At 42.4% G+C, this 17,199-nt stretch carries 11 protein-coding genes; all 11 read right to left on the bottom strand.

All coding sequences use genetic code 11. The features are described 5' to 3' along the window. Positions 1–11 precede the first annotated feature (11 nt). Positions 12–1,742, bottom strand: a complete 1,731-nt coding sequence (locus RDV63_RS02660) for an acyl-CoA dehydrogenase family protein (protein ID WP_313907966.1) — start codon at positions 1,740–1,742, stop codon at positions 12–14. A gap of 171 nt (positions 1,743–1,913) precedes the next feature. Further along, on the bottom strand, positions 1,914–3,098 hold the full coding sequence (gene tuf / locus RDV63_RS02655; RefSeq protein ID WP_313907954.1) for an elongation factor Tu: 1,185 nt from the start codon (positions 3,096–3,098) through the stop codon (positions 1,914–1,916). Positions 3,099–3,150: 52 nt separating this feature from the next. Next, entirely contained in the window at positions 3,151–5,253 is a 2,103-nt protein-coding gene (fusA, locus tag RDV63_RS02650) for an elongation factor G (protein WP_313907965.1), read from the bottom strand. Positions 5,254–5,279: 26 nt separating this feature from the next. Beyond that, on the bottom strand, positions 5,280–5,750 hold the full coding sequence (gene rpsG, locus RDV63_RS02645; RefSeq protein WP_313907964.1) for a 30S ribosomal protein S7: 471 nt from the start codon (positions 5,748–5,750) through the stop codon (positions 5,280–5,282). 90 nt (positions 5,751–5,840) lie between these two features. Continuing rightward, positions 5,841–6,215, bottom strand: coding sequence for a 30S ribosomal protein S12 (rpsL, locus tag RDV63_RS02640; protein ID WP_313907963.1), 375 nt, complete (start codon positions 6,213–6,215; stop codon positions 5,841–5,843). Positions 6,216–6,363: 148 nt separating this feature from the next. Next, complete coding sequence (rpoC, locus tag RDV63_RS02635) at positions 6,364–10,545, bottom strand: DNA-directed RNA polymerase subunit beta' (protein WP_313907962.1); 4,182 nt, start codon at positions 10,543–10,545, stop codon at positions 6,364–6,366. Positions 10,546–10,610: 65 nt separating this feature from the next. Continuing rightward, positions 10,611–14,639, bottom strand: coding sequence for a DNA-directed RNA polymerase subunit beta (rpoB, locus tag RDV63_RS02630; RefSeq protein ID WP_313907961.1), 4,029 nt, complete (start codon positions 14,637–14,639; stop codon positions 10,611–10,613). A 173-nt stretch (positions 14,640–14,812) separates the two neighbouring features. After that, the gene (gene rplL, locus RDV63_RS02625) at positions 14,813–15,178 is read right to left on the bottom strand and encodes a 50S ribosomal protein L7/L12 (protein WP_313907960.1); all 366 of its coding nucleotides are present in this window, start codon (positions 15,176–15,178) and stop codon (positions 14,813–14,815) included. 64 nt (positions 15,179–15,242) lie between these two features. Beyond that, positions 15,243–15,737, bottom strand: coding sequence for a 50S ribosomal protein L10 (gene rplJ, locus RDV63_RS02620; protein WP_313907959.1), 495 nt, complete (start codon positions 15,735–15,737; stop codon positions 15,243–15,245). Between the two features lie 275 nt (positions 15,738–16,012). Beyond that, a complete protein-coding gene (rplA, locus tag RDV63_RS02615; protein WP_313907958.1) occupies positions 16,013–16,714 on the bottom strand; it encodes a 50S ribosomal protein L1 in 702 nt (233 codons plus the stop codon). A 3-nt stretch (positions 16,715–16,717) separates the two neighbouring features. Then, entirely contained in the window at positions 16,718–17,146 is a 429-nt protein-coding gene (gene rplK / locus RDV63_RS02610) for a 50S ribosomal protein L11 (protein WP_313907957.1), read from the bottom strand. Positions 17,147–17,199: the final 53 nt, after the last annotated feature.

The following is a 17,199-nucleotide window of genomic DNA, read 5'->3' as shown; positions in this document are numbered from 1 at the left end:
GTCCTTTATAATTAAAATTGCTGATTTTTAATTTTTATCATTACTGATGGCTCTTGCTGTAACACGGCAATATATCCGGCAACTTTTGGCAATATACGCAGATAAAAGTAATTTGCTGTTTTAATTTTTGCCTCGATAAAATCTGCACTATGCTTACTGTCGTCTAAAGCTACACAACTTTTATACCACATGTAACCGTATAGTACATAAGAGACTAAATTAAGAAAATCATAGGCATTGGCGTTTTGACTTTCAGTGTCTTGTTTAAGTATTGCACTTAATAACTGCTCAACCTGGATAATGTAAGGGATTAAAACTGTACTTGGTGTGAATAGTGCATTGGTTAATTCATCTTTTATAGTTGTCAATAAAGATGACAGTACCTTGCCTTGATCAGCAACTACTTTTCTTTGCATAAAGTCTAATGCCTGTATGCCATTAGTTCCTTCATAAATTTGTGCAATTCGGGCATCACGTACTAGCTGCTCCATACCCCACTCTTTAATATAACCATGACCACCAAACACTTGTTGTGCAGTAACGCAGGCAGCAAAACCTTGGTCTGTCATAAAAGCTTTTGTAACAGGGGTTAGTAAGTTTGCAATTGCTGCAGATTGTTGACAATCATCATATTTTGCTTTGTCTAATAAAGATGCAACCCAAGTAGCAAAAGTTCTGCCGCCTTCATTCATTGCCTTAATATCTAATAGCATACGGCGTACATCGGCATGGACAATAATAGGCTCTGCTTTGCTAGGATCTCTTTCTGTTGCACGGCCTTGTAATCTATCTTTTGCATAAGAAAGTGCATTTTGATAAGCACGCTCTGCAGCACCTAAACCTTGGCTACCCATTGATAAGCGCTCATAATTCATCATGGTAAACATACAAGCCAAACCTTGGTGTGGTTTACCAATCAAATAGCCTTGGGCATTATCAAAATTCAAAACACAAGTAGCAGAACCATTAATCCCCATCTTATGTTCTATTGAGCCAACTGTAATACCATTGCGTTGTGCTTTATTATTCGGTAAATACTTTGGTACCAAAAATAAAGATATGCCGCGACTTCCTGCTGGTGCATCTGGTAATTTAGCTAGTACAAGATGGACAATATTACTAGTTAGATCATGTTCACCCGCAGTGATAAATATTTTACTACCATTAATTTGATAGCTGCCATCATCTTTTGGTGTAGCCTTTGTCCGCATAATACCTAAATCTGTACCAGCATGAGCTTCAGTCAGGCACATAGTAGCCGACCACTCGCCGCTATATAATTTTGGTAAGTATGTTGTTTTAATGTCTTGATTTGCATGCTGTAGTAAAGCTACACAAGCACCGGCTGTTAAACCTGGATAAAGTGAAAAAGCTATATCCGCACTACATAACATTTCATCTACCATCATAGATAAAGCTTTCGGCATGCCCATACCACCATATTCGACATCACCACTCAAGCCGGTCCAGCCCCCCTCACATAAGCTTTGATAAGCGGCTTTATAATGTGCTGGCAGCGTTACATTATTGTCCTTTAATGTTGCCCCTTGTTGATCAGCTTGCATTGAAAAAGGCGCTAGCTGTTGCTCACAAATTTTAGCGGCTTCTTCTATAATCGCTTTTGCTGTATCAGAATCTAATTGCTCTTTTAATTGGCTTTGCTGCTGCCAATAATCATTTAACTGCCAAACATCGAATAAGTTGAAGTAAATATCGTTAACTGGGGCTTGGTATTGGCTCATAATGATTCTCTGTGCAACATAGTTTCATTAATCATGGCATAGCTTGAAAATTCAAACAAGCGTTTGAATTAATTAAAAACTAACTTTAACACTTAATGCTTAGTTGGTTTTCTTAAGTCAATAAAAAAGGCCCCGTTTGGGGCCTTTTAGATATCTAAAATACGTTAACTATTAAGCAACGATTTTTGATACTACACCAGCACCTACTGTGCGGCCACCTTCACGGATAGCGAAGCGTAAACCTTCTGTCATCGCGATTGGGCAAATTAATTCAACAACAAACTTCAAGTTGTCGCCTGGCATTACCATTTCTACGCCTTCTGGTAATTCTACTGAACCCGTTACGTCTGTCGTACGGAAGTAGAATTGTGGACGGTAACCTTTGAAGAATGGAGTATGACGACCACCTTCTTCTTTTGATAATACGTACACTTCACCTTCAAACTTAGTGTGTGGCTTGATTGAACCTGGCTTCGCTAATACTTGGCCACGCTCTACGTCTTCACGCTTAGTACCACGTAATAAGGCACCAATGTTCTCACCTGCACGACCTTCGTCTAACAACTTACGGAACATCTCTACACCAGTACAAGTCGTCGCTACTGTATCTTTGATACCAACGATTTCTACTGTCTCGCCTACTTTGATGATACCTTGCTCTACACGGCCAGTTACTACTGTACCACGACCAGCAATTGAGAATACGTCTTCAATTGGCATGATGAATGGCTTATCAATTGCACGAACTGGATCAGGGATATACGTATCTAACGCTTCACCTAATTCTACAATCTTAGCTTCCCACTCAGCTACGCCTTCCAACGCTTTTAACGCTGAACCACGGATTACTGGTAAGTCATCACCTGGGAAATCGTAGTCTGAAAGTAATTCACGTACTTCCATTTCTACTAATTCTAATAATTCTTCGTCATCTACCATGTCACATTTGTTCATGAATACGATGATGTAAGGAACACCAACCTGACGTGATAACAAGATGTGCTCACGTGTTTGTGGCATTGGGCCGTCTGTTGACGCTACTACTAAGATAGCACCGTCCATTTGCGCAGCACCTGTGATCATGTTTTTAACATAGTCGGCGTGGCCTGGGCAGTCTACGTGAGCGTAGTGACGTGTAGGTGTATCATATTCAACGTGTGAGGTGTTGATAGTGATACCACGTGCTTTTTCTTCTGGCGCTTTATCGATCATGTCGAATGCAAACGCTTGACCGCCGTATGTTTTTGCTAATACGTTGGTGATTGCTGCAGTTAAAGTAGTTTTACCGTGGTCAACGTGACCGATGGTGCCCACGTTAACGTGCGGTTTAATACGTTCAAATTTAGCCTTAGCCATGAGTAAACCCTTCTCTATTTATATGCGGCCTGCCTAAGCAGGCCAAACTAAGTTAATCAGCTTTACGCGCTGCAATTATTGTTTCAGTAACGTTACTAGGCGCTTCTTGGTAATTCAATGGTTCCATTGAATATGAAGCACGACCTTGGCTCAATGAGCGCATATGAGTCGCATAACCAAACATTTCTGATAAAGGCACGTTTGCATCAACGATTTTGATGCCACCTGGGGCATCTTCCATACCATTGATCATACCGCGACGACGGTTTAAGTCACCTACGATATCACCCATAAACTCTTCAGGCGTTACAACTTCAACTTTCATTATTGGCTCAAGAATAACAGGTTTTGCTTGTAGCGCACCTTTCTTAAAGCCCATTGAACCTGCAATTTTAAACGCCATTTCGTTCGAGTCAACATCATGGTATGAACCGTCAAATACTGTTACTTTAACGTCGATAACTGGGTAGCCTGCAAGAACACCATTTTTCATTTGTTCTTGGACACCTTTATCAACTGCTGGAATATATTCTTTTGGAATAACACCACCAACAACTGCGTTAACAAACGTATAACCAGCACCTTCTTCTTGCGGTTCTAGTTTTAACCAACAATGACCAAACTGACCACGTCCACCTGATTGACGAACAAACTTACCTTCAACTTCAGTAGTTTGACGTAAAGTTTCGCGATAAGAAACTTGTGGTTTACCCACGTTAGCATCTACTTTAAATTCACGTTTCATACGGTCAACTAAGATATCAAGGTGTAATTCACCCATACCAGAGATGATGGTTTGCCCCGTTTCTTCATCAGTGTGAACACGGAAAGATGGATCTTCTGCAGCTAGTTTACCTAGTGCTATACCCATTTTTTCTTGGTCAGCTTTTGTTTTTGGTTCAACTGCAACAGAAATTACTGGCTCTGGGAATTCCATGCGCTCTAAAGTAATAATGTTATTTAGATCACATAAAGTGTCACCAGTTGTAACATCTTTAAAACCGATACCAGCTGCAATGTCACCAGCTAAAACTTCTTTGATTTCTTCACGGCTATTAGCATGCATCTGTACGATACGGCCAATACGCTCTTTTTTCATTTTTACCGGGTTATAAACAGTATCGCCTGAGCGGATAATGCCTGAATATACACGGAAGAAAGTTAAGGTACCTACAAATGGATCCGTAGCAATTTTAAATGCTAAAGCTGCAAAAGGTTCATCATCTGAAGAATGACGCTCACCTGGCGTTTCATCTTCATTAATACCCATAATAGGTTTAACTTCACTAGGTGATGGCAAGTAATAAATTACGTTATCCAACATGGCCTGAACACCTTTGTTTTTGAAAGATGAACCACATTGCACTAATACTACTTCGTTACGTAAAGTTAAATCACGCAGCGCTTTACGAATTTCTTCTTCGCTGAACGTATCGCCTTCAAGGTAACGTTCCATCATATCTTCGCTAGCTTCTGCAGCCGCTTCGATCATATTTTGACGCCACTCATTACATTCCTCCAGCATATCTGCTGGGATCTCTTCATAAGTGAATGTCATACCATGATCTTCCATATTCCAGTTGATCGCTTTCATTTTAATTAGGTCTACTACACCTTCAAAATGATCTTCAGCGCCAATTGGCAATTGGATTGGTACTATAGTGCTATTTAAACGAGTTCTAGCTTGCTTAACAACACGTAAAAAATTAGCACCAGTACGGTCCATCTTGTTTACATAGATCATGCGCGGAACTTCATACTTGTTAGCTTGACGCCAAACAGTTTCAGTTTGCGGTTGAACACCTGATGAACCACAAAGTACCACTACAGCAGCATCGAGAACGCGTAAAGAACGCTCTACTTCTACTGTAAAGTCAACGTGACCTGGGGTATCAATAAGGTTAACGCGGTGCATATCAAACTGCTTAGACATACCAGACCAAAAGGTAGTAGTAGCAGCTGATGTGATAGTAATACCACGTTCCTGCTCCTGCTCCATCCAGTCCATTGTCGCTGCACCATCATGTACTTCACCGATCTTATGTGAGCGCCCAGTATAAAAAATAATACGCTCGCTCGTGGTGGTTTTGCCCGCATCTACGTGCGCACAGATGCCAATGTTACGATAGCGTTCTATTGGGGTTGTACGTGCCACAATAATATCCTCTTGTTAAGATGTGCTTACCAGCGGAAATGTGCGAATGCTTTATTCGCCTCAGCCATACGGTGCACGTCTTCACGCTTTTTAACCGCAGAACCTTTGTTATCAAGTGCATCAAGCATCTCACCAGCTAAACGCTGTGCCATTGATTTCTCACCACGTTTACGAGCTGCTTCAACTAACCAGCGCATTGCTAGTGCGTTGCGACGTACTGGACGTACTTCAACCGGTACTTGGTAAGTAGAACCACCCACACGGCGAGATTTAACTTCTACCGTAGGGCGAATGTTATCCAGTGCAACTTCAAAAATGTCTAAATGTTCTTTTTTAGACTTGGCTACAGCGTGTTCTAATGCGCCATATACTATTGATTCTGCTGTAGATTTTTTACCGTCGACCATAACGACGTTTACAAATTTGGCAAGTAATTCACTTCCGAACTTAGGATCAGGAAGGATTTTACGTTGTCCGATGACGCGTCTTCTTGGCATTCGTAACTCCGATTGCTTCAGGTGATTCCAAAACTTTTAATACATTAAAGAAAAAAAGTCGTTTAGTTTGGCCTTACTAACGGAGTACCGTTATTTCTTAGGCCGTTTTGCGCCGTATTTAGAACGGCCTTGCTTACGATCTTTTACGCCTGCACAGTCTAATGTGCCGCGTACGGTGTGGTAGCGCACACCTGGAAGGTCTTTTACCCGGCCACCGCGAATAAGCACAACGCTGTGCTCTTGCAAGTTATGGCCTTCACCACCGATATAAGAAGAAACTTCGAATCCGTTAGTTAAACGAACACGACAAACTTTACGCATTGCAGAGTTTGGCTTCTTAGGTGTAGTGGTGTATACACGGGTACAAACACCACGCTTCTGCGGGCAAGCTTCTAGCGCAGGCACGGCGCTCTTGGCTACCTTCTGGCTGCGCGGCTTACGCACTAGCTGGTTGATTGTTGCCATTAAATACTCCTGGTTAATAATACCCAATAAACGTGAAAATTCCGCCCTCAAAAATGAGGTCGCGGAATTCTAATGGTCAAGCTTTGACCTGTCAAGCTCGAAAGCTAATTGCTGCTAATTTAAGCAACAATTAGCCTCTTTACTTGTGTTACTCGTCTTTACCAGATAAGTCCATATTTAGCGCATCAGACAAAGCCTGCTCCGCTACTTCTGCACTCATTGCTGGCTCAACGTTTTCGCCATTGGCAATACGCTGACGTTCACGGGCACGGTTTTGATGGAACGAAAAACCGGTACCCGCTGGAATCAACCTACCTACAATAACGTTTTCTTTTAAGCCACGTAGTTCATCTTTCTTACCGCCAACAGCGGCTTCAGTTAGAACTCGCGTAGTTTCTTGGAACGATGCTGCCGAGATAAAAGAGTCTGTCGACAATGAAGCTTTGGTGATACCCAATAAAGCACGTTCGTACTTAGCCGGTATTTTCCCTGCAGCTTCTAATTCACGATTAGCAATATTGACTCGCGCCACTTCTGCTTGTTCGCCTTCTAAGAATTCACTATCTCCTGGGTGAATAATCAGACACTTACGCAACATTTGACGAATAATCGTTTCAATATGCTTATCGTTGATTTTTACACCTTGCAAACGATATACATCTTGTACTTCGTTAACAATGTAACTGGCAACATGATGGATGCCACGTAAACGTAGAATATCGTGAGCTGACTCAGGACCTTCAGAGATCACCTCGCCTTTTTCAATGCGCTCACCTTCAAATACGTTTACTTGACGCCACTTATGGATCATTTCTTCGTATACATCACCTTGATCAGGTGTGATTAACAAGCGACGCTTACCTTTAGTTTCTTTACCAAAGCTAATAGTACCTGAGATTTCAGCTAGTATAGCTGGATCTTTTGGCTTACGCGCTTCAAATAAGTCAGCAACCCGTGGTAGACCACCGGTAATATCCCGTGTTTTCGAACTTTCTTGCGGAATACGCGCTAATACTTCACCGGCTTGCACTGCAACCCCATCACCAACTTCAATAGTAGCAAAGCTTGGAAGACGAATTTCTTGTAGCGCACCATCGTCCATAGTCAAAATAAGCTTTGGTTCTTTAGCGTTAGCTTTAGCCAAATCTTTTACTACAGTACGGGTTAATCCGGTTAAATCATCTTGTTGAACTTCAGTATTACTATCATCAACATCGCTATGGGTAACGTGAGCACCACGTTCTAGAATAATTGGATGCGAGTGCGGATCCCAACTAGCAACTATTTGCCCTGAAGTGATTTTAGCATTGTCATCAGTTGCTAAAACTGAACCATATGGGAGTTTATAGCGCTCTTTCTCACGACCTAACTCATCAAATACTGTTACTTCAGCTGAACGAGATGTAATAACAATTTTATTATCAGGATTACGTACATATTTAGCATTTTGCAGCTTTAAGGTACCGGCATTTTTGACCTGTACACTGTTTTCTGCTGATGCTCGTGATGCCGCACCACCGATATGGAAGGTACGCATCGTTAACTGGGTACCGGGCTCACCTATTGATTGAGCAGCAATAACACCTACAGCTTCACCAGCATTAATTAAGTGACCACGGGCTAAATCACGGCCATAACATTTGGCACAAACACCAAAGTCAGTTTGACAGGTGATTACTGACCGCACATGCACTTCATCAATAGAATGCTTCTCTAACGCATCACATAAGGCTTCATCTAGCATAGTGCCGTCTTCAATTAACACTTCTTCTGTTGATGGAATAACCACGTCACCTATAACCACACGGCCTAGTACCCGCTCACGTAAACCTTCAACTACATCACCACCTTCGATTAGTGGTTTCATTACTATGCCGTGCTCAGATCCACAGTCAAATTCTGTTACTACTAAGTCTTGGGCAACGTCTACTAAACGACGCGTTAAGTAACCTGAGTTTGCCGTTTTTAATGCCGTATCGGCCAAACCTTTACGAGCACCATGGGTAGAGATAAAGTATTGTAATACACTTAATCCTTCACGGAAGTTTGCAGTAATTGGTGTTTCGATGATTGAACCATCTGGTTTAGCCATCAAGCCGCGCATTGCCGCTAACTGACGGATCTGGGCTGGCGAACCCCGTGCACCTGAGTCAGCCATCATATAAACCGAGTTAAATGATTGCTGCTTAACGGTATTACCATCGCGATCAACTACATCTTCAACTGACAAGTTTTCCATCATCGATTTTGACAATGTCTCGTTAGCGGTTGACCAAATATCAATAACTTTATTGTACTTTTCACCGGCTGTTACTAGACCTTGCTGGAACTGATCTTGAATTTCAGCGACTTCATCTTCTGCTGCATTGATAATAGTCGTTTTTGATTCTGGAATAACTAAATCATTAATACCAACCGATACGCCAGATAACATAGCGTAATGGAAACCGGTATACATAATTTGGTCAGCAAGAATAACAGTTTGCTTTAAACCGATACGACGATAAGCGCCGTTTAACAGTTTAGAGATTTGCTTTTTACCCATTGCATGGTTAACACTGTTAAAGTCTAAACCTTCAGGCAAGATTGAATATAAAATAGCCCGACCAACTGTAGTATCGCGTACTGCAGTCGTTTCTGTGCGGCTACCATCTTCAGCAAATACTACCTCTGTAATACGTACTTTAACTTTAGCATGTAAGCTTGCTACATCAGCGCGGAAGGCTTTTTCTGCTTCCTTAGCGCTTTTAAACAACATGCCTTCGCCTTTAGCATTAACTGCTTCACGCGTCATATAGTACAAGCCTAATACAACGTCTTGTGAAGGAACTATGATTGGCTCACCGTTAGCGGGTGATAATACGTTGTTAGTTGACATCATTAAGGCACGCGCTTCAAGCTGTGCTTCAATAGTCAATGGCACGTGAACCGCCATTTGGTCACCATCGAAGTCGGCGTTATAAGCCGCACACACTAATGGGTGTAACTGAATAGCCTTACCTTCGATCAGTACTGGTTCAAATGCTTGAATACCTAAACGGTGCAGGGTTGGTGCACGGTTTAATAATACCGGGTGCTCACGAATAACTTCGTCTAACACGTCCCATACTGCCGCTTCTTCGCGCTCAACCATTTTCTTGGCGGCTTTAATGGTGGTCGCTAAACCACGCATTTCTAACTTGCCATAGATAAAAGGTTTAAATAACTCTAAAGCCATCTTTTTCGGTAAGCCGCATTGGTGTAAACGTAAGGTTGGGCCAACAACGATAACCGAACGGCCAGAGTAGTCTACACGTTTACCAAGTAAGTTCTGACGGAAACGACCTTGCTTACCTTTGATCATATCGGCCAAAGATTTTAACGGGCGCTTGTTAGAGCCAGTAATAGCACGACCACGACGACCATTATCTAGTAAGGCATCAACCGCTTCTTGCAGCATGCGCTTTTCGTTACGAACAATAATATCCGGCGCAGATAAGTCTAATAAGCGCTTTAAACGGTTATTACGGTTAATAACACGGCGATATAAATCGTTTAAATCAGAGGTAGCAAAACGACCACCATCTAATGGCACTAATGGCCGTAAATCTGGTGGTAACACCGGAAGTACTGTCATAATCATCCATTCTGGCTTGTTACCAGAACTATGGAAAGCTTCCATTAGCTTTAAACGCTTACTGATTTTCTTCCGCTTGGTTTCAGAGTTAATAGTGGGCAACTCTTCACGCATTTGTTTAATTTCAAGCGGTAAGTCTAAGCCTTGTAAGATGTCGAGTACTGCTTCAGCACCCATCTTAGCTTCAAACTCGTCGCCATGCTCTTCTAGAACATCAAGATATTCTTCTTCAGTTAGCATCTGCCGACGCTCTAAAGAAGTCATACCAGGCTCTGTCACAACATAGCTTTCAAAATAAAGTACCCGCTCGATATCACGTAATGTCATATCAAGTAATAAACCTATCCGGCTTGGTAATGATTTTAAAAACCAGATATGGGCCGTTGGGCTGGCAAGATCTATATGCCCCATGCGCTCACGGCGTACTTTAGTTAATGTAACTTCAACGCCACATTTTTCACAAATAACGCCACGATGCTTTAAACGCTTATACTTACCGCATAAACATTCATAGTCTTTAACTGGGCCAAAGATACGAGCACAGAATAAACCGTCACGCTCTGGCTTAAAAGTGCGGTAGTTAATTGTTTCTGGTTTTTTCACTTCACCAAATGACCATGAACGGATCATATCTGGTGAAGATAAACCGATGCGAATTACGTCAAACTCTTCGGTTTTAGTTTGTTGTTTCAGAAACTTTAATAAGTCTTTCACCTTAGCTCTCCTGTAAGAGGTAAACCGGAATGGGGCAGAGTTCTGCCCCCCAACTCAAGGTCGGTTTATTCCTCTTCCAATTCGATGTTAATACCGAGCGAACGGATTTCTTTCATTAATACGTTGAAAGATTCTGGCATACCAGGTTCCATTCTGTGGTCACCATCTACGATGTTCTTATACATCTTAGTACGGCCATTGACGTCGTCTGACTTCACTGTCAGCATTTCTTGCAGCGTATACGCAGCACCATATGCTTCCAGTGCCCACACTTCCATCTCACCGAAACGCTGACCACCAAACTGAGCTTTACCACCCAGAGGCTGCTGCGTTACTAAGCTGTATGAGCCGGTAGAACGGGCATGCATTTTGTCGTCTACTAAGTGGTTCAGTTTCAGCATATACATATAACCTACGGTTACTTTACGCTCAAAACTATTACCAGTACGGCCATCGTACAAGGTGATTTGACCACTAGATGGTAAATCGCCAAGCTCTAACAGTTGTTTAATTTCCGCTTCTGTAGCGCCATCAAATACCGGTGTTGCAACCGGTAAGCCAGCACGTAAGTTTTGGGCTAAACGACGAACTTCATCATCACTGAAACTTGCAATATCTACGCTTTGCCGTGAATCACCTAAAGCATAAACTTTGGTTAAAAACTCACGAATCTCAGCCACTTCTTTGTACTCTTTGATCATGGCATCGATTTTGTCACCTATACCACGAGCAGCTAAGCCTAAGTGTGTTTCTAAGATCTGACCGATATTCATTCGCGATGGAACCCCTAGCGGGTTCAGTACGATTTCAACAGGTTTACCGTGCTCGTCATATGGCATATCTTCAACTGGAACTATAGTAGAGATTACACCCTTGTTACCGTGACGGCCGGCCATTTTATCACCTGGCTGGATACTGCGTTTTACGGCTAAATATACTTTAACGATTTTTAATACGCCTGGTGCTAAATCATCACCTTGGGTAATTTTACGTCGCTTAGCTTCAAACTTCTTATCGTATTCAATCCGCGTTTCTTCAAATTGAGCAGCTAATTGCTCTAGCTCGCTTTGTTTATCTTCATCGCTTAAGCTTTGATTAAATAACTTGTCACCTTTTAAGGTGTTAAGCATGGCACGATCTAAACCAGCTTGCTCAAGTAAGTTGCGGGCTCGGTTATAGATGCCGGCTTCAAGAATACGGAATTCTTCATTAAGATCTTTCTTAGCTTGCCTAACTTCCATATCTTCAATTTCAAGTGCACGCTTATCTTTCTCAAGACCATCGCGTGTAAATACCTGAACATCGATAATAGTACCTGATACAGAGTTTGGTACCCGCAAAGAAGAATCTTTAACGTCTGACGCTTTTTCACCAAAGATAGCGCGTAGTAATTTTTCTTCTGGTGTTAACTGGCTTTCACCTTTAGGTGTAACCTTACCAACCAGAATATCGCCACCTTTTACTTCAGCACCAATATAAACAATACCCGCTTCATCTAATTTAGATAAAGCCGATTCACCTACGTTTGGAATATCTGCAGTAATTTCTTCAGCACCAAGTTTAGTATCACGAGAGATACAGCTTAATTCTTGAATATGAATAGTGGTTAAACGATCTTGCTCTACTAAACGCTCTGATAATAAAATCGAGTCTTCGAAGTTGTAACCATTCCACGGCATAAAGGCAACACGTAAGTTCTGGCCTAGTGCTAATTCACCTAAGTCTGTTGAAGGACCGTCAGCTAGCACGTCACCGCGCTCAATCGGCTCGCCGTGATTTACGCATGGGCGCTGGTTAATACAGGTGTTCTGGTTAGAACGCGTGTATTTAGTTAAACGATAGATATCGATACCCGCTTCACCTGGAAGGGTCTCGTCTTCGTTAACTTTAATAACAATACGGCTGGCATCAACATAGTCGACTACGCCACCACGTTTTGCTACCACTGTTACACCAGAGTCTTTAGCAACAACGCGTTCAATACCAGTACCAACCAACGGCTTATCGGCACGTAAAGTAGGTACAGCTTGACGTTGCATGTTCGCACCCATTAAGGCACGGTTAGCATCATCATGCTCTAAGAATGGAATTAAAGCCGCTGCTACAGATACGATTTGCTGAGGAGCAACATCCATATACTGTACTTTATCTGCTGGCATTAATGTAGTTTCGTTTTTATAACGACACGGCACTAACTCTTCTGACAAACGGTTTTCGTCGGTCATTTCAGCGTTTGCCTGAGCGATAACGAAGTTGCCTTCTTCAATTGCAGACAAATAATCTACATCATCTGTAACAACACCATTTTCAACACGGCGATATGGTGTTTCTAAAAAACCATATTCGTTGGTTTGAGCAAACATTGATAAGGAGTTAATTAAACCAATGTTTGGACCTTCCGGTGTTTCGATAGGACAAACACGGCCATAGTGAGTTGCGTGAACGTCACGTACTTCAAAGCCTGCACGCTCACGAGTTAAACCACCTGGGCCAAGTGCTGAAATACGGCGTTTGTGCGTCACTTCTGATAATGGGTTATTTTGGTCCATAAACTGTGATAACTGGCTTGAACCAAAGAACTCTTTAACTGCAGCTGAAATTGGCTTAGCGTTAATTAAGTCTTGTGGCATAACAGCATCTAGATCACCTAATGAAAGGCGCTCTTTAACCGCACGCTCTACTCGAACTAAACCAACACGGAATTGGTTTTCTGCCATTTCACCCACTGAACGGATACGACGGTTACCTAAGTGGTCAATATCATCCACTTCACCATGGCCGTTACGAATATCAATTAGCACTTTCATTACAGCCAGGATATCTTCTTTATTTAAGACACCTGCACCAATGTTATCTTCAAAATTAACACGACGATTGAATTTCATCCGGCCCACTGTTGATAAATCATAGCGGTCGTCTGAGAAAAACAGATTATGGAATAAAGTTTCAGCTGCATCGCGCGTTGGTGGTTCACCAGGACGCATCATGCGATAGATTTCAACTAAAGCTTCCATTTTATTGCTACTTGGATCAATACGAATTGTCTCAGAGACATAAGGACCATGATCTAAGTCATTTATATAGAGGGTTTCAAAACTATCATAACCAGCAGTTGCTAGTTTTGCCAACAGCTCCAATGTGAGCTCTGCGTTCGCCTCGGCAATAATCTCTCCGGTTGAACGGTCAGCATAATTTTTAGATAGAACACGGCCAACAACGTACTCATGCGGTACTTCCATCATGGTCATGCCAGTTTTTTCTAGCTGACGCACGTGGCGGGCGGTGATTCGACGGCCTTGTTCTACGATTATTTCGCCGTCATTATCTTTAATATCGAATGCTGCAGTTTCACCGCGCAGACGATTTGCAATAACTGCCATTAGCAGCTTGCCATCTTTAATTTCAAACTTAGTGCTTTCAAAGAAAGTTTCTAAGATTTCTTCAGTACTTAACTCTAATGCACGTAATAAAATCGTAGCCGGTAATTTACGGCGACGGTCAATACGGACAAATAAATTATCTTTAGCATCAAATTCAAAGTCTAACCAAGAGCCACGGTAAGGAATAACACGAGCGTTATATAGTACCTTGCCTGAGGAGTGGGTTTTACCTCTATCATGATCAAAGAATACACCTGGACTACGGTGTAGCTGAGAAACGATAACACGTTCAGTACCGTTAATGACAAAAGTACCATTCTCAGTCATTAGCGGGATTTCACCCATGTAAACTTCTTGCTCACGAATGTCTTTAATCGTACCTGGTGCGGCTTCTTTGTCATAAATGACCATACGCAGCTTAACGCGTAATGGCGCTGAGTAAGTGATACCGCGGATCTGACATTCTTTGACATCAAATACGGGCTCCCCAATACGGTAGCTTACGTACTGCAGTTCCGCGCTACCCGAGTAGCTTTTAATTGGGAATACAGAGCGGAATGCGGCTTCAAGGCCGTAACCTCCCTCCGGATCTGGCTCAATAAATTTGCTGAATGATTCAATCTGAATCGACAACAGGTATGGCACATCCAGAACTTCCGGACGCTTGCCGAAGTCCTTACGGATACGTTTCTTCTCAGAATAAGAATAAGTCATGGGGTTCCTCAGCTTGCTGATTTTTTTCCCGACATCCATTATTGGATGTAATTGATACCAGTTTGGGTAGCAACGGGGTGGGGAAATCATTGTCCCACAGCGCAAAAAGGCCGGTGATTAATTCATCACCAGCCCAGCCTAAATTTTAGGCAAATAATCCAGTATAAGCCGGATTATTTGACTTCAACAGAGGCACCAGCTTCTTCAAGAGTTTTCTTAAGTTCTGCTGCTTCGTCTTTAGAAACGCCTTCTTTGATAACAGCTGGAGCTGATTCAACTAAGTCTTTAGCTTCTTTCAGACCTAAACCTGTAGCGCCACGAACAGCTTTGATAACAGATACTTTATTAGCACCGATACCAGCTAACACTACGTTAAACTCTGTTTGCTCTTCAGCAGCAGCCGCTGGGCCTGCAGCAACAGCTACGGCAGCAGAGGCAGAAACGCCGAATTTTTCTTCCATTGCAGATACTAATTCAACTACATCCATTACAGACATTGCTGCGATAGCATCTAAGATTTGATCTTTAGTCACTGACATTGCTCAGATCCCTAAATTAGGGGACGAATCCCGATTAAACTTTACTATCAAACCATACGTATAATTACGCGGCTTGCTCTTGTTTTTGGTCGCGAACCGCGGCAATTGTACGTACAAGTTTGCCGGCTGCTGCCTCTTTCATTGTGCTCATCAAGCGTGCGATAGCTTCGTCGTATGTTGGTAACGATGCTAACAACTCGATATCCACTGTATTACCGCTGAAAGCTGCACCTTTAAGTTCAAAGTCTTTATTCTCTTTCGCGAATTCTTTAAAGATTCGCGCTGCAGCACCTGGGTGCTCAGAAGAGAACGCAATTAACGTTGGACCTACAAATACATCTTTCAAACACTCAAATTCAGTGCCTTCTACTGCACGGCGAACTAATGTATTACGGACAACTTTCATCCACACACCAGCTTCACGCGCTTGCTTGCGCAGCGCAGAAATTTTGCCTACAGTGACACCACGAGCGTCTGCGACTACAGCAGATAAAGCACCTTTGGCAGCTTCCTGGACTTCAGCAACAATTGCTTTTTTGTCTTCAAGCTTAATAGCCATTGGCTCTTAACTCCTGGTTCATCTGGACATTAGTGTCCAGTTTCCTACACATCGCTTTATGCTGGCATAAAGCGCGCGATTTACGGTGAGGCCAGAAAGATTCTAATCTGTCCTGGGGTCTACACCGTCTGCGTAGGTTGATATTTTAAGCCGTAAAATCAGATTACAGCACCTACGGTCTTGGACGGAAAGCGCAATTCTTCCTGCGCTTTCTACCCTAAAAATTGAGCGCGAGATTATAAAATAATCAACACGCCCTGTAAAGCTTTAAACGATTAAACCGTAGCTGTTAACGAAGCTTGATTTAAGGTTAAGCCTGCACCATGAGTAGATGAAATGGTAACTTTCTTGATGAAAACACCTTTTGCTACTGATGGTTTAGCCCGCTTTAATGCCACTAATAAAGCTTCTAAGTTTTCTTTTAACTTATCGCTTTCGAAGTCAATTTTACCGATAGTAGTATGAATGATACCATTCTTATCATTACGGTAACGAATCTGACCTGCTTTAGCATTTTTAACTGCTTCTGCTACGTTAGGTGTAACTGTACCAGTTTTCGGGTTTGGCATTAAGCCGCGAGGGCCTAAAATTTGACCTAACATACCGACAACACGCATAGCGTCAGGTGATGCGATAACAACGTCAAAATCCATAACGCCTTGCTTAACTTGCTCAGCTAAATCTTCCATACCAACGATTTCAGCGCCGGCAGCTTTAGCAGCCTCAGCATTAGCACCTTGAGTAAATACAGCAACACGAACTGTACGGCCTGTACCATGTGGTAATACCGTAGCGCCACGAACGTTTTGATCAGATTTACGAGCGTCAATACCAAGATTAACAGCTACATCAATGCTTTCTACAAACTTACCCGCTGTTAACTCTTTTAATAAAGCTACGGCTTCGTTGATATCGTATTCACGAGTTGAATCTACTTTAGAGCGGATTAACTTTGCACGTTTTGTTAATTTAGCCATCGATTAACCCTCCACCTCTAAACCCATTGAACGTGCAGTACCTTCAATAGTACGTACTGCTGCTGCATGATCCGCTGCTGTTAAGTCAGGTTCTTTAATCTTAATGATTTCATCAATCTGAGCTGCAGAGATCTTGCCCACTTTCTGGGTATTTGGACGGCCTGAGCCGCTTTTTAAACCGGCTGCTTTTAATAATAAATAAGCTGCAGGTGGTGTACGGGTTTCGAACGTGAATGAACGATCGCTGTATACAGTAATAACTACTGGGATTGGCATACCCTTTTCAATGCTTTCTGTACGAGCGTTAAAGCCTTTACAGAACTCCATGATGTTTACGCCATGCTGACCCAATGCTGGACCAACTGGTGGCGACGGATTAGCCATACCAGCTTTTACCTGCAATTTAATGAGTGCAGTAACTTTCTTTGCCATGTTTCACCTCAGTTTTAGGGTCTTAGCCTTGTAAATGCGAGGACAATTACTCA

Source organism: Rheinheimera sp. MMS21-TC3, assembly GCF_032229285.1.
In the GTDB taxonomy this organism is placed as follows: domain Bacteria; phylum Pseudomonadota; class Gammaproteobacteria; order Enterobacterales; family Alteromonadaceae; genus Alishewanella.
The sequence above is the reverse complement of the archived record's forward strand: the minus strand, read 5'-3'. Positions and strand labels throughout refer to the sequence as shown.

Excerpts from the sequence above, each read along its gene's own strand:
- rplJ (WP_313907959.1), bottom strand. The coding sequence starts at position 15,737 with ATGGCTATTAAGCTTGAAGACAAAAAAGCAATTGTTGCTGAAGTCCAG.
- rpoB (WP_313907961.1), bottom strand. The coding sequence starts at position 14,639 with ATGACTTATTCTTATTCTGAGAAGAAACGTATCCGTAAGGACTTCGGC.
- rpsG (WP_313907964.1), bottom strand. The coding sequence starts at position 5,750 with ATGCCAAGAAGACGCGTCATCGGACAACGTAAAATCCTTCCTGATCCT.
- tuf (WP_313907954.1), bottom strand. The coding sequence starts at position 3,098 with ATGGCTAAGGCTAAATTTGAACGTATTAAACCGCACGTTAACGTGGGC.
- rplL (WP_313907960.1), bottom strand. The coding sequence starts at position 15,178 with ATGTCAGTGACTAAAGATCAAATCTTAGATGCTATCGCAGCAATGTCT.
- RDV63_RS02660 (WP_313907966.1), bottom strand. The coding sequence starts at position 1,742 with ATGAGCCAATACCAAGCCCCAGTTAACGATATTTACTTCAACTTATTC.
- rplK (WP_313907957.1), bottom strand. The coding sequence starts at position 17,146 with ATGGCAAAGAAAGTTACTGCACTCATTAAATTGCAGGTAAAAGCTGGT.
- rpsL (WP_313907963.1), bottom strand. The coding sequence starts at position 6,215 with ATGGCAACAATCAACCAGCTAGTGCGTAAGCCGCGCAGCCAGAAGGTA.
- rplA (WP_313907958.1), bottom strand. The coding sequence starts at position 16,714 with ATGGCTAAATTAACAAAACGTGCAAAGTTAATCCGCTCTAAAGTAGAT.